This is a genomic window from Pseudonocardia kongjuensis (assembly GCF_039526905.1).
GTDB lineage: Bacteria > Actinomycetota > Actinomycetes > Mycobacteriales > Pseudonocardiaceae > Pseudonocardia > Pseudonocardia kongjuensis.
Window position 1 is genome coordinate 444,358 of the sequence record NZ_BAAAJK010000007.1, and the last position, 13,022, is coordinate 457,379.

13 protein-coding genes are annotated in these 13,022 nt (G+C 75.6%); 7 read left to right on the top strand and 6 right to left on the bottom strand.

The genetic code is table 11. The features are described from left to right. The first annotated feature begins 42 nt into the window (after positions 1 to 42). Genes nth through ABD160_RS12510 form a run of 5 tightly spaced genes read left to right on the top strand, consistent with a single transcriptional unit; the run spans position 43 to position 4,715 of the window. Complete coding sequence (gene nth, locus ABD160_RS12490) at positions 43 to 858, top strand: endonuclease III (RefSeq protein ID WP_425563607.1); 816 nt, start codon at positions 43 to 45, stop codon at positions 856 to 858. Beyond that, entirely contained in the window at positions 855 to 1,520 is a 666-nt protein-coding gene (locus ABD160_RS12495) for a TlpA family protein disulfide reductase (RefSeq protein ID WP_344021714.1), read from the top strand. The genes nth and ABD160_RS12495 overlap by 4 nt, the downstream gene beginning before the upstream one ends. After that, on the top strand, positions 1,517 to 2,263 hold the full coding sequence (locus ABD160_RS12500) for an NUDIX hydrolase (protein WP_344021716.1): 747 nt from the start codon (positions 1,517 to 1,519) through the stop codon (positions 2,261 to 2,263). The genes ABD160_RS12495 and ABD160_RS12500 overlap by 4 nt, the downstream gene beginning before the upstream one ends. A gap of 2 nt (positions 2,264 to 2,265) precedes the next feature. Continuing rightward, positions 2,266 to 3,465, top strand: a complete 1,200-nt coding sequence (locus tag ABD160_RS12505) for a MarP family serine protease (protein WP_344021787.1) — start codon at positions 2,266 to 2,268, stop codon at positions 3,463 to 3,465. Positions 3,466 to 3,524: 59 nt separating this feature from the next. After that, the gene (locus ABD160_RS12510) at positions 3,525 to 4,715 is read left to right on the top strand and encodes an MFS transporter (protein ID WP_344021718.1); all 1,191 of its coding nucleotides are present in this window, start codon (positions 3,525 to 3,527) and stop codon (positions 4,713 to 4,715) included. Positions 4,716 to 4,723: 8 nt separating this feature from the next. Here the strand turns inward: ABD160_RS12510 and ABD160_RS12515 are convergent, their stop codons facing one another. Next, positions 4,724 to 6,286, bottom strand: a complete 1,563-nt coding sequence (locus ABD160_RS12515; protein WP_344021720.1) for an alpha/beta fold hydrolase — start codon at positions 6,284 to 6,286, stop codon at positions 4,724 to 4,726. Positions 6,287 to 6,433: 147 nt separating this feature from the next. Continuing rightward, positions 6,434 to 7,708 (bottom strand): adenylosuccinate synthase, encoded by a 1,275-nt coding sequence (locus ABD160_RS12520; protein ID WP_344021722.1) that lies wholly within the window; start codon positions 7,706 to 7,708, stop codon positions 6,434 to 6,436. Between the two features lie 90 nt (positions 7,709 to 7,798). On the opposite strand from ABD160_RS12520, the gene ABD160_RS12525 reads away from it, so the two are divergent. Further along, positions 7,799 to 8,503, top strand: coding sequence for a hypothetical protein (locus tag ABD160_RS12525; RefSeq protein ID WP_344021724.1), 705 nt, complete (start codon positions 7,799 to 7,801; stop codon positions 8,501 to 8,503). A 3-nt stretch (positions 8,504 to 8,506) separates the two neighbouring features. On the opposite strand, the gene ABD160_RS12530 is transcribed toward ABD160_RS12525, so the two are convergent. From ABD160_RS12530 to fbaA, 4 genes are all read right to left on the bottom strand, one after another. Next, positions 8,507 to 9,187 carry a lysophospholipid acyltransferase family protein gene (locus tag ABD160_RS12530; RefSeq protein ID WP_344021726.1) on the bottom strand — a complete coding sequence of 227 codons (681 nt, stop codon included), beginning with the start codon at positions 9,185 to 9,187 and terminating at the stop codon, positions 8,507 to 8,509. Between the two features lie 159 nt (positions 9,188 to 9,346). Further along, positions 9,347 to 10,483 carry an FUSC family protein gene (locus ABD160_RS12535; protein ID WP_344021728.1) on the bottom strand — a complete coding sequence of 379 codons (1,137 nt, stop codon included), beginning with the start codon at positions 10,481 to 10,483 and terminating at the stop codon, positions 9,347 to 9,349. Between the two features lie 8 nt (positions 10,484 to 10,491). Further along, positions 10,492 to 10,905, bottom strand: coding sequence for a DUF3151 domain-containing protein (locus tag ABD160_RS12540; RefSeq protein WP_344021731.1), 414 nt, complete (start codon positions 10,903 to 10,905; stop codon positions 10,492 to 10,494). A 72-nt stretch (positions 10,906 to 10,977) separates the two neighbouring features. After that, positions 10,978 to 12,006, bottom strand: coding sequence for a class II fructose-bisphosphate aldolase (gene fbaA, locus ABD160_RS12545; RefSeq protein ID WP_344021733.1), 1,029 nt, complete (start codon positions 12,004 to 12,006; stop codon positions 10,978 to 10,980). A 177-nt stretch (positions 12,007 to 12,183) separates the two neighbouring features. Between fbaA and ABD160_RS12550 the strand changes: the two genes are divergently transcribed. Next, positions 12,184 to 12,861, top strand: coding sequence for an RNA polymerase sigma factor (locus tag ABD160_RS12550; protein ID WP_344021735.1), 678 nt, complete (start codon positions 12,184 to 12,186; stop codon positions 12,859 to 12,861). Positions 12,862 to 13,022: the final 161 nt, after the last annotated feature.

The following is a 13,022-nucleotide window of genomic DNA, read 5'->3' on the forward strand; positions in this document are numbered from 1 at the left end:
ACGGCGGCGGGACTGTCGGGGGTCACCCGTACGCTCGGTGACGTGAGTACCTCCGCCCGACGGACGGCCCGGCCCACCGGGCGCGCCGCGGCCGGTCTCGCCGCACGGGTCGCGGCCGGGGAGAACCCGATCGGGCGAGCCCGGCGGGTGAACCGGATCCTGCGCGCGCTGGCCGAGGCGTACCCGCACGCACACTGCGAGCTCGACTTCGTGACACCGCTGGACCTGGCCGTCGCCACGATCCTGTCCGCCCAGTGCACCGACGAGCGGGTCAACCAGGTCACCCCGGCGCTGTTCGCCCGGTACCCGGCGGCCGCCGACTACGCCGGGGCGGACCGCACCGAGCTGGAGGAGATGATCCGGCCGACCGGCTTCTACCGGAACAAGGCGTCCTCGCTGACCGGGCTGGGCGCCGCGGTCGTCGACCGCCACGGCGGCGAGCTCCCGGCCACCCTGGACGAGCTGGTGAAGCTGCCCGGGATCGGCCGCAAGACGGCGAACGTGATCCTGGGCAACGCGTTCGGCGTCCCCGGGATCACCGTGGACACCCACTTCGGGCGCCTGGTCCGCCGCTGGGGCTGGACCACCGAGGAGGACCCGGTCAAGGTCGAGCACGCGGTGGGTGAGCTGATCCCGCGCCGGGACTGGACGATCGTGTCCCACCGGGTGATCTTCCACGGCCGGCGGGTGTGCCACTCCCGCAAACCCGCCTGCGGTGTGTGCACCCTCGCGGCGGACTGCCCGGCCTACGGCACCGGGCCGACCGGGCCGGCCGAGGCCGCAGCGCTGGTCAAGGGCCCGGAGCGGGACCGGCTGCTGGAGCTGGCGGGAGTCACCGGCAGCGGGGACGGGCGGTGAGCCGGGCGGGCGCCTCGCGCTCGGAGATCGCCTCGACCGTCGTGGTCGCGGTGCTGGTCGCGCTCGGCGTGTGGGCCCTGTGGCCGTCGGCGCCCGCGCCGCAGCCCGCGGCCGCGCCACCGGGGGCCGCCGCGCCCGCGAACCTGCCCGACGGCGATCCGGCCGCCGCCGATCCGGCCGCGCTCGCCGCCGCCCGGGAGGCCGCGGCGCTGCGCCCCTGCCCGGAGCCGACCGGCGCGCCGGCGGCCGGGCCGCTGGCCGGGATCACCGTGCCGTGCCTGGGCGCCGAGGGCGCCGTCGACGTCGGCCAGGTGCTCGCCGGGCGGGCCGTGCTGGTCAACTTCTGGGCGTCCTGGTGCCTGCCGTGCCGCGAGGAGCTGCCGGCCCTGGAGGAGTACGCGGCCCGGCCGGACGCGCTGCCGGTGCTGACCGTCGACGTCCAGGACGATCCGGTGGCCGCGCTCGGCCTGGCCGCCGAGCTCGGGATCACCCTCCCGGCGCTGACCGACCCGGGCGGCGAGCTGCGCGCGGTGCTGGACACCCCGCCGGTGCTCCCGTTCAACTACGTCGTCCGGGCCGACGGCACGCCGGCGATGGTCGATCCGCCGATCCCGTTCCGGACGGCGGACGACGTCGAGGCGGCCGTGGAACGGCTGTCGTGACCGCCGCCGTCGTCCCCGAGCCGGACCCCGGCGCCGCCCCCGAACCGCTGCGACCGCTGGTGGAGGGGGCCCTCGGGCTCGACCCGGGCTGGTTCGGCCCCCGGCGCGACCCGGCCGGCCGGGAGGCTGGCGCCCGGCGCGCGGCGGTGCTGATGCTGTTCGGGCCGGACGGGCCGGACGTGCTACTCACCGAACGCGCGGCGACCCTGCGCTCGCACGCCGGGCAGGTCGCGTTCCCCGGCGGCGCGCTCGATCCCGGCGACACCGGCCCGGTGCACGCCGCGTTGCGCGAGGCGCAGGAGGAGACCGGGCTCGACCCGGCAGGCGTCGTGCCGCTGGCCGTGCTGCCCGAGCTGTTCATCCCGCCGACCGGCTACCTGGTGACCCCCGTGCTCGCGCACTGGGCCGCACCGGAGCCGGTCCGCGCGGTCGATCCCGGCGAGGTGGCCCGGGTGGTGCGGGTGCCGGTGCCGGAGCTCGCCGATCCGGCGAACCGGTTCACCGTGCGCGGCCCGAGCGGCTACACCGGGCCGGCCTTCCGCATCTCGGGGCTGGTGATCTGGGGATTCACCGGGGGCCTATTGTCCGCACTGCTGCACTGTTCCGGCTGGGAACGCCCCTGGGACGGCACGCGGATCGAGAACCTCGACGAGGCCTGGGCTGCCGCCCGGGCGGAGCAGCGACACCCGCGAGGAGTACCTGTGATCGACCCCGCCGACCGTCCCGACGAGGTGGGCCGGTGAGCCTGAGCTGGGTCGACGTCGTGGTCGTCATCCTGGCGCTGCTGGCGGCGGCATCGGGCTGGCGGCACGGGGTCGCGGTCGCGCTGCTGTCCTTCCTGGGCGTGCTGACGGGGGCGGTGCTCGGCCTGCGCCTGGCCCCCCTGCTGGCCGACCAGGTCGAGTCCCAGCCGGCGAAGGTGCTGCTCGGGATCGGCGCGGTGGTGCTGCTCGTCGCGCTCGGCGAGGCGACCGGGGTCTACCTGGGGCGCTTCGTCCGGGACCGGATCCGGCGCGAGGGCACCCTCAAGGTCGACTCGGCGCTCGGCGCCGGGGTGCAGGCGGTGGCCGTGGTGGTCGCCGCCTGGCTGATCGCGCTGCCGCTCGCCTCGACCAGCATCGCCACCCTGACCAGCGGCGTCCGCGACTCGCGGGTGCTCGCCGGGGTGGACAGCGTGATGCCCAGTGCCGCCCGGCAGCTGCCCGCCGAGCTGCGCCAGATCCTCGACGACTCCGGCTTCCCGGACGTCGTCAGCCCGTTCTCGCGCACCCCGATCGCCGTGGTCGGCCCGCCGGACTCGGCGCTCGCGCAGTCCCCGGTGGTGACCGAGGTCCGGGACCGGGTGCTCAAGGTCCGCGGGCGGGCACCGGCCTGCCGCCGGGCGCTGGAGGGCACCGGCTTCGTGGTCGCGCCGCAGCGGATCATGACGAACGCGCACGTCGTCGCCGGCACGTCCAGCACCACCGTCGAGGTCACCACCGCGGCCGGCCGGACCCGCCAGCTGGACGCCGAGGTGATCCACTACGACCCCGAGGTCGACGTGGCGGTGCTCGCCGTCCCGGCGCTCGACGAGGAGCCGCTCCGGTTCACCCCGGACCCGGCCAGGGTCGGCGACGACGTGATCATCCTCGGCTACCCGCTGGACGGGCCCTACACGGTGACGCCGGGCAAGGTCCGCGAGCGGATCCGGCTGCGCGGCCCCGACATCTACGAGCGGGGCAGCGTGCTCCGCGACGTCTACACCGTCCGCGCGGTGGTCCGGTCCGGCAACTCCGGCGGCCCGATGATCAACCCGGACGGCCAGGTGGTGGGCGTGGTGTTCGGTGCCGCGCTGGACGACTCCGAGACCGGCTTCGTGCTGACCGCCGAGCAGGTCGCGCAGGCGCTGAACGTCGCGGCCGACGGCGGCTCGCGGCCGGTCGACACCGGGGAGTGCGCCTCCTGATCGTTCCCGGCATCCGGGAACGATTCGCCACCAGGTGGGACGGCACCTAGCGTGGACGGGTGCCCCCCGACGTGACCCGCAGCCGTCGCCGCTGGCTGGTGCTGGCGGTCGGGACGGTCGCGCAGACCGCGGCCTGCTCGTTCGTCTACGGGATGCCGTTCCTGGTGCCGCTGCTGCGCGACTCCGCCGGACTGACGCTGGCGCAGGCCGGCGCCTACGTGGCGGCGCCGACGGCCGGCCTGCTGTGCACGCTGGTGCTGTGGGGGGCGATCGCCGACCGGTACGGCGAGCGCGGCGTGATGGCTACCGGGCTGGTGCTGTGCGCGGTCGCGGTCGCCGGGGCGGCACCGGCCGGGCCCGGGCCGGTGCTGCTCGTCCTGCTCGGGCTCGGCGGGGCGGGCGCCGCCTCGGTGTTCGCGGCGGGCGGCCGGCTGGTGATGGGCTGGTTCGGCGCCCACGAGCGGGGCACCGCGATGGGGATCCGGCAGACCTCGCAGCCGCTCGGCGTCGCGCTGGCCGGGCTGACCCTGCCCACCCTCGCCGTCGCCGTCGGGCCGTTCCGGGCGCTGCTGCTGCCCGCCGCGCTGTGCGTGGTCGCGGCCGCGCTGGTCGCGGGTCTCGCCCCGAACCCGCCGCGGCCGCAGCTCGCGCCCGGGTCCGCAGCGGCCCGCTCGCCGTACCGCACCCCGGTGCTGTGGCGGGTGCACGGCGCGAGCGCGCTGCTGGTCGTGCCGCAGTTCGCGGTCGCCGCGTTCGCCACCGAGTACCTGGTCCGCGAGCAGGGCTGGGGGGCGGCCGCGGCCGGCGCGTTCGTCGCCGCGAGCCAGGTGGCGGGGGCGCTCGGCCGGATCGCGACCGGGATCTGGTCGGACCGGGTCGGGTCCCGGTTGCGGCCGATGCGCTGGATCGCCGTCGGCGCGACGGCGGTGCTGCTGCTGTTCGCGCTCGGCGACGCCGTCGCCGGCTGGCTCGCCGTGCTCATGCTGGCGGTCGGCGCGGTCGTCACCGTCGCGCCGAACGGGCTGGCCTTCACCAGCACCGCCGAGCTCGCCGGGCCGTCCTGGTCGGGGCGGGCGCTGGGCGTGCAGAACACCGGGCAGAACGCCGTCGCGTCGATGGTGCCGGTCGCACTCGGCGCGCTGATCGGTGCGACCGGCTACGGCATCGGGTTCGCGCTCGCCGCGCTCGCCCCGCTGGCCGCCATCGGGGTGACCCCGGTGTCCGGCGAGCGCGGCACCCCGCCGGACTGACCGCGGGCTCAGCCGCCGGCGCCGGTCAGGGCCGCCGGGTCGGTCGTCGCGGGCGCCGGGGTGCAGACGGTGCCGTCGGCGGGCAGCACGCCGTCGAGCAGGGCGGCGTCCACCGCGGCGTTCACGCACGGGTCCGGTCCGTAGGAGCCGTGGCCGACCCCCTCCCGGGTGAGCAGCACCGCGGAGTCCAGCGTGCGGGTCATGGACTCGGCCCAGTGGTGCGGGGTGACCGGGTCCAGCCGGCCGCCGACGACCAGGGTCGGCGGCGCGCCCGCGGCGGTGAACGGGCCGGTGACCCGCTCGGTGTCCCGGGCCGGCCACAGCGCGCAGTCCAGGGCGGCGTACGCGGCCCGGGGCCCGATCCGCGGTGCCTGCCCGACGACCGCGCCGGCGGCGGCGGTGTGCGCGGCGACGTCGGCCGGGGTGTGCCAGTCGGCGCAGCGCACACCGATGTGCGCCTCCTGCACCGCGGTCGGCGCGGTGAACGGCGAGACCGTCACGGCCGCGTTCATCAGGTGCAGCGCGGTGCCGTCCCCGCGCTCCGCGGCCAGCAGGGCCGCGGTCAGCAGCGGCCAGGTCGTCCGCTCACCGGCGATCGACCGGGCCGCGTCGAGCGCCTTCGCGCCGTCGACCGGTGTGCCGTCCGCGACCGGCAGCGGTGCCGCCTCGAGGCGGTCGATCAGCGCGTCGAACGCCCGCTCCGGGTCCCCGCCGCCGAACGGGCAGGTCGCAGGGCCCTCGGCGCGGCAGGCGTCGAACCAGGCGTCCAGCGTCTGCTCGCTCGCGACGGCGACCTCGCCCAGGAACGGCAGCGGATCGCCGAACCACAGCCCGGTGTCGACCGGGGCGTCGAGCACCATCTGCCGGACCCGGTCGGGGAACATCGTGGCGTAGACCGGCCCGACGACGGTGCCGTAGGAGATGCCGTAGTAGGTGATCCGGTCCTCGCCGAGCGCGGCCCGGACCCGGTCGAGGTCGCGGGCCACGTTGTCGGTGGACATCGAGGCCAGGAACGCCGGGTCCTGGTGCTCCGCGCAGCCGCCGGTGAACGCGGTCGCGGTGGCGAGCAGCTCCGGCAGCGGCAGCCCGCCGGGGACGGCCGGATCGGGTGCGGTGGTCGCGGCGGCCCCGGCCCGCTCGGCGTCGGTGCGGCAGCGGACCGGCCGGGAGTCGCCGACGCCGCGCGGATCGACGGCGACGACGTCGAACCGGGCGAGCACCTCGGGGGTGAAAGCGCCCGGGGCGCCCGGCAGGTCCGGCATGGTCCGCAGGGTCCCGGTCGCGGAGACCCCCGGCCCGCCCGGGTTGAACAGCAGGCTGCCCACCCGCCGGTCCGGGTCCGTCGCGGGCCGGCGGAGCACCGCCAGCGGGACCTGCTCACCCCCGGGATCGGTGTACTCCAGCGGTACCTCGACGGTGCCGCACTCCAGGCCCGGCCCGCACTCCTGCCAGCCGACCGGTGGTGGCGGTGGCTCCGCCGCGGCGGGCGTCCCGCCGCTCGCGCACCCGGTCAGCACCAGCGCGGCGACGGCGGCCACCCCGGCGAGGCGGGACGATCCGTACCCGGCCATGTCGTTCCTCCCGTGTCGACGACCGGCACCGGGGGATCCCGGTACCGGCGCCGTGCACGCTAGGAACGCCACCCGGACGCCCGGATCGGCCGACGGATCGGGAGGCTCCGACCGAAGTCGGAGGCCGCCGCGCCGCCGGACGCCGGATCAGCGGGTGATCGTCTGCTCCCGCCCGGGGCCGACCCCGATCGCGGAGACCGGCGCACCGGTGAGCTCCTCGATCCGCTGCACGTAGGCCTGCGCCGCGGCGGGCAGCTCCTCCCAGGTGCGGGCGCCGGAGAGGTCCTCGAACCAGCCGGGCATCTCCTCGTACACCGGGACGGCGTGGTGGAAGCCGGTCTGGGTCATCGGCATCTCGTCGACCCGGTGGCCGTCGACCTCGTAGCCGACGCAGATCGGCACCGTCTCCAGCCCGGACAGCACGTCCAGCTTGGTGAGGAACACGTCGGTGATGCCGTTGACGCGCACCGCGTACCGGCCGATCACGGCGTCGAACCAGCCGCAGCGCCGGGCCCGGCCGGTGTTCACCCCGACCTCGCCGCCGGTCTTGCGCAGCCAGTCGCCCATCTCGTCGAGCAGCTCGGTCGGGAACGGGCCGGAGCCGACGCGGGTGGTGTAGGCCTTCAGGATGCCGATCACCCGGGTGATCTTGTTCGGGCCGATGCCGGAGCCGACCGATGCGCCGCCGGCGGTCGGGTTCGAGCTGGTCACGAAGGGGTACGTGCCGTGGTCGACGTCGAGCAGGGTGCCCTGCGAGCCCTCCAGCAGCAGCGTCTCGCCGCGCTCCAGGGCCTGGTTCAGCAGCAGCCGGGTGTCGACGATCTTGTCGGCGAACTCCTTGGACTGCTCCAGCACGGTGTCGACGACCTCGTGGAAGTCCAGCGCGCGCCGGTTGTAGACCTTGACCATGATCTGGTTCTTCAGCTCGAGCGCGGCCTCCACCTTCTGGTGCAGGATCTTCTCGTCGAGCAGGTCCGCGGCGCGGACGCCGACCCGGGCCACCTTGTCCTGGTAGGCGGGGCCGATGCCGCGGCCGGTGGTGCCGATCTTGGCCTTGCCGAGGTAGCGCTCGGTGACCCGGTCGATCGCCACGTGGTAGGGCATGATCAGGTGCGAGTCGGCCGAGATGAGCAGGCCGGAGGTGTCGACGCCGCGGCGCTCCAGCCCGGCCTTCTCCTCGATCAGCGCCTCGGGATTGACCACCACGCCGTTGCCGATGACGTTCTTGACGCCCGGCGACAGGATCCCGGACGGGATCAGCTTGAGCGCGAAGTCGCGCCCGTCCGGCGTGACGACGGTGTGCCCGGCGTTGTTGCCGCCCTGGTAGCGGACGACCCAGCCGAACTGCCCGCCCAGCAGGTCCGTCGCCTTGCCCTTGCCCTCGTCGCCCCACTGGGCGCCGATCAACACGATTGCGGGCATGTAAGAGACTCCAGTTCACACACGCTCGTCACGGCCGCGGACCCGGGCGTGGTTACCGGATTCCGCGGCGAGGAGGGTACTCGATCTGTGGTGTCGACCGATCCCGAAGCGGTGCTGCTCGCCTGCGTGCCGCAGCGCCGCCGTCGTCCGTTCTACGGTATCCGGCCCGCCGGGCGCCGGGAACGGGTACCGGCGTCACTCGCGTCCGATCCGGCGGTGCGCTCGGTCACCGTCGGCCCGCGGCCCGGCAAGGAGGCGGTCGATCCGCTGCTCGCCGAGCATCCCGGCGCCCGGCTGATCGTGCACGGCGAGGACGCCGACCTGGCCGCGGTGCTGGTCCGGCTGCTGCGGGCCGGTGCGCTGGGCACCGAGGTGGCGTACCTGCCGGTGTCCGGCCGGTCGGCGGCGGCGGCCGGCTGGGGGTTCCCGGTCCGGCCGGCCGCCGCGGCCGCACTCGCCCGGACCGGGACCGCCCGGCCGGAGCCGCTGGTGCGCGACGACAACGGCGGGGTGCTGGCCGGCCGCGGCGAGATCCGCGACCTGTACGGCGAGGCGTACTGCGACGCCACCCGGGTGTTCCACGGCCGGGTCCCGGCGCTCGTCGTCGAGGCCGGGCCGGGCGGGGTGCGCGTCCGCGGCGGGCGCGGGGTGACGGCGACGACCGGGCGGGCGATCCAGATCGGCTCCACCGGCTCCACCCCGGTCCGCGACGGCGAGCCGTACCCGCGGCCGGTCAAGCGCTGGGCCTGGTACCAGCACACCGAGCCGTGGCACCCGGTGCTGCCGGCGGCCTGAGGGTCAGGCGGCGGCGGGCAGCGTCTCGCCGGGACGCCGGTGGTAGGAGTCGACGTAGGTCTGGCCGGACAGGTCGGCGATCGCGTCCATGATCTCGTCGGTGACCGCGCGGCGGATCGCCGGCGCGCCCTCCAGCCCCTCGTAGCGGCTGAACTCCAGCGGTGCGCCGAACCGGATCTCCACCCGGGCCAGCCGCGGGAACAGCCTGCCGACCGGCTGCACCCGCTCGGTGCCGCGCAGCCCCACCGGGACGACGACGGCGCCGGTCGACAGCGCGAGGCTGGCCACCCCGGTGTGCCCGCGGTGCAGCCGGCCGTCGAGCGAGCGGGTGCCCTCCGGGTAGATCCCGAAGACGCCGCCCGCCGCCAGCACCTCGCGTCCGGCGGCGAGCGCGGCGAGCCCGGCGCGGGCGTTGCCCCGGTCGACCGGGATGTAGCCGAGCGCGCGCAGGAACGACGCCATCAGGCGGCCGCGCAGCCCGCGCCCGGTGAAGTACTCGGCCTTGCCGAGGAAGGCCACCCGGCGGGCGGCGACCAGCGGGATGAAGGCGGTGTCGACGGCGGCCCGGTGGTTGGCGGCGAGGATCACCGGACCGTGTGCCGGGATCCGGTCGGCGCCGTGCACCGCGGGGCGCCACAGCAGACGGACGAGGGGCGCGAGGACGTAGCGGATGAGCAACTGCACGTGGTGGACCCCGATCACTGTGCGACGCTCGCGGTGCGGCATCGGTGCGGTCGACGGCGGCGGCCACACCACACCGTGCAGGGGGACGAGTCGTCCCGGCGCCGAGCAGCGCCGATTCTGCTCCGTGACCGTACCGTGACGGAACCCCCACTCCCCCGATCAGCCCAAGTCGTCCCCCGGCAGCCGGTCACGGAGGGCGCCCAGCGCCTCGGACCGGCTCATCCCGGTCGCCTGCAGCAGGTCGACCGCGATCGACCGGGCCTGGGCGACGAGCACCGGCACCGAGACGGCCGCCGTCCCGTCCGCCGGTCCGGTGCCGGCCTGCCGGTCGGACAGCACCGGGGAGTGCCCGACGGCGTCGAGGAACGCCGGCCGGGCCCGCTCCCGGTCGCCGTCCTGGCCGAGCTCGCGGATCAGCGCGCCGACCGCCCCGGCCAGCTCGGTGACCGCGTCGGGCAGCTCGGCCGGGATCCGCTCGCCGTCCTCCAGCGCGGTCAGGGTGCGGCGGGCGAGCACCCGCGCGTTGCGGTGCGCGTAGTCGGCCCGGTCGGCCAGCTCCCGGTAGCGGCGCAGCATCCGGCGGCGTGGCCGGTGCAGCGGCGACACGATGGCGACCTCACCGGCACCCCCGACGGCGGCGCGCAGCTCGTCGATCCCGGCCTGGGTGTCGCGGGCCCGGTGCAGCGCCCGGACCGCGCACTCCCGGTCGTGCTCGCGCATCGCGGACGCGGTGTCGGTGAGCACCGTGACCAGGTCGTCGAGCACCCGGCGGGCGGACCGGCGGACCAGCCGGATCGGGTTCACCGGGATGACGGCGGCGATCAGGATCCCGGCCAGGCCGCCGATCAGCGCGTCCACGCAGCGGTCGATGCCGCTGCTGTCGCCCGGTGGCAGCAGCGTCGTCACCAGCACCGCGGACGCGCCGGCCTGGGCGACGATCAGGTTGCCGCCGTCGAAGAAGGTGGCGAGGGTGATCGCCAGCGCGACGACCAGCATCAGCTGCCAGACCCCGCTGCCGATCTCGGCGATGATCAGGTCGCCGACCAGTACGCCCAGGCTCACGCCGACCACCAGCTCGGCGGCCCGGCGCAGGCGCGAGTTCAGCGAGACGCCGAGGCTGATCACCGCGGCGATCGGCGCGAAGAACGGCCGGTCGTGCCCGACCAGGTCGCCGGCCACCCACAGCGCGAGCCCGGCGGCGAACGCGCACTGCAGGATCGGCAGCCAGGACGCCCGCACCCGGCGCGCGCCGAGCCGCCCGCGGGCCCGCACCCGGGCCAGCGCGTCAGGCGGCACCGGCCCGCTCAGTCGATGCCGAGCGCGGCGAGCGCAGCCGGGTCGGAGTCGGCGATCAGCGTGCGCAGCCGCTCGACCTCGGCGGTCTCGCCGATCGCGGTCGCGGCGCGCAGCAGCGCCCCGCAGGCGCGCAGGTAGCCGCGGTTCGGCTCGTGCGCCCACGGCACCGGGCCGAAGCCCTTCCAGCCGTTGCGGCGCAGCTGGTCGAGGGCGCGGTGGTAGCCGGTGCGGGCGTAGGCGTAGGCGGCGACGGTCTCGCCGGCGTCCAGCGCCCGCTCGGCCAGCACCGCCCAGGCGATGCTCGACGACGGGCTGGCGGCGGCCACGTCCGCCGGATCGGCACCGCCGTCCAGCTCGGCGGCGGCCGGGTCGACCGGCAGGCGCGTGGCCTCGGGCTCGAGCAGGTTGCCGTGCAGACTCATGCCGCCATTGTGGCGCCGCGCGGCCCGCGGGTGGTCATCGGGGCCGGGGCCCCGACGACCGTCCCCGCAACGTCAGAGGGCCTTGCCCGCGGACTTGAGCGCCTCGCACGCCTCGATCACGCGCTCGCTCATCGCGACCTCGGCCTTCTTCAGGTACGACCGCGGGTCGTAGGCCTTCTTGTTGCCGACCTCGCCGTCGATCTTGAGGACGCCGTCGTAGTTCTCGAACATGTGCGCCACGATCGGGCGGGTGAAGGCGTACTGGGTGTCGGTGTCGACGTTCATCTTGACGACGCCGTAGGTCAGCGACTCGTGGATCTCCTCCAGCAGCGAGCCGGACCCGCCGTGGAAGACGAGATCGAACGGCTTGTCCGCGGCGCCGGAGCCCAGCTTGCCGCGGGCGACCTCCTGGCCCTGCTTGAGGATCTCCGGGCGGAGCTTCACGTTGCCCGGCTTGTAGACGCCGTGCACGTTGCCGAAGGTCGCGGCGAGCAGGTAGCGGCCCTTCTCGCCGGCGCCGAGCACCTCGACGGTGCGCTCGTAGTCGCCGGGGGCGGTGTAGAGCTTGTCGTTGATGTCGTGGGCGACGCCGTCCTCCTCGCCGCCGACGACGCCGATCTCGACCTCGAGGATGATCTTCGCCTTGACCGCCTCGTCGAGCAGCTCGGCGGCGATCTTGAGGTTCTCCTCCAGCTCGACCGCGGAGCCGTCCCACATGTGCGACTGGAACAGCGGGTTCTCGCCCTTGGCGACCCGCTCCTGGCTGATCTTCAGCAGCGGCCGGACGAAGCCGTCGAGCTTGTCCTTGGGGCAGTGGTCGGTGTGCAGGGCGATGTTCACCGGGTACTTGTCGGCGACGACGTGCGCGAACTCGGCGAGGCCGACCGAGCCGGTGACCATGTCCTTGACCCGGGTCCCGGACAGGAACTCCGCGCCACCGGTCGAGACCTGGACGATGCCGTCCGAACCCGCCTCGGCGAACCCGCGCAGCGCCGCGTTCAGGGTCTCCGTGCTGGTCACGTTGATCGCCGGGTAGGCGAACTCGCCGTTCTTGGCGTTGTCCAGCATCTCGTTGTAGATCTCGGGCGTGGCGATCGGCACGGACGGCCTCCTCGTCATCGGCGGTCGCTGCTCGGCGCAGCGCGTGCTCTCCGGGTCAGTATCACGTACCCGCCCCGCGGGGGCAGTCATCCGCCGGATGGGTCTGGTCACCCCCTCCGGATGCCCGGAGGGACAAGCGCGCGAAAGGCGTCGGAGGTGGTCGCTAGGCTGTTGAGCGTGGAGGAGGAGCGGGCCGAGAACGCCGTCGACCGGACGCTGGGCCGGTTGCGCGCCATCGACAGCAGACCGGCGCCCGAGGGCGGCGGTCCGTTCGCGACCGCTCCGGACGGTCCCGGCGGCTCGGGCGGGCAGCCGCAGGCGCCTGCCGAGGAGAAGCCGCTCACCCTGGCCGATCTCTACCGCGACCACCGGCTGCGGCTGATGCGGCTGGCGATGCTGCTGGTCGACATCCCGGCCACCGCGGAGGACGTGGTGCAGGAGGCGTTCACCGGCCTGCACCGGCACTGGACCGGACTGCGCGACGAGACCGCCGCGGTCGCCTACCTGCGCGCCGCGGTGGTGAACGGCTCCCGGTCGGTGCTGCGCCGGCGGCGCACCGCCCGCGAGTACGTCCCGCCGCACTCGGCGAACGCCCGCTCGGCGGAGTCGCTGGCGATGCTGTCCGCCGAGCACCAGTCGGTGGTCGACGCGCTGGGCCTGCTCCCGCCGCGGCAGCGCGAGGTGCTGGTGCTGCGCTACTACGGCGGGCTGACCGAGTCCGAGATCGCCGAGGCCGCCGGGATGAGCCGGGGCACGGTGAAGTCGACCGCCAGCCGTGCGCTGGACGCGGTCGCCCGCATCATGGAGGAGCGCGCCGGCGCACCCGTGCCGCGCCGTCCGGAGGAGCCGCGATGACCGGTCCGAACACGGCGCACGACCCGTACCGCGACGAGGCCGAGCGCCGGGTCGGCGAGGCGCTGCACGCGCAGGCCCGCGGGCGTCCGATGCCGCCGCCACCCCGGCCGGCCGGCCCGCCGCTGGTGCCGGCCCGGCCGGCGGGCCGGATGCCGCCGCCC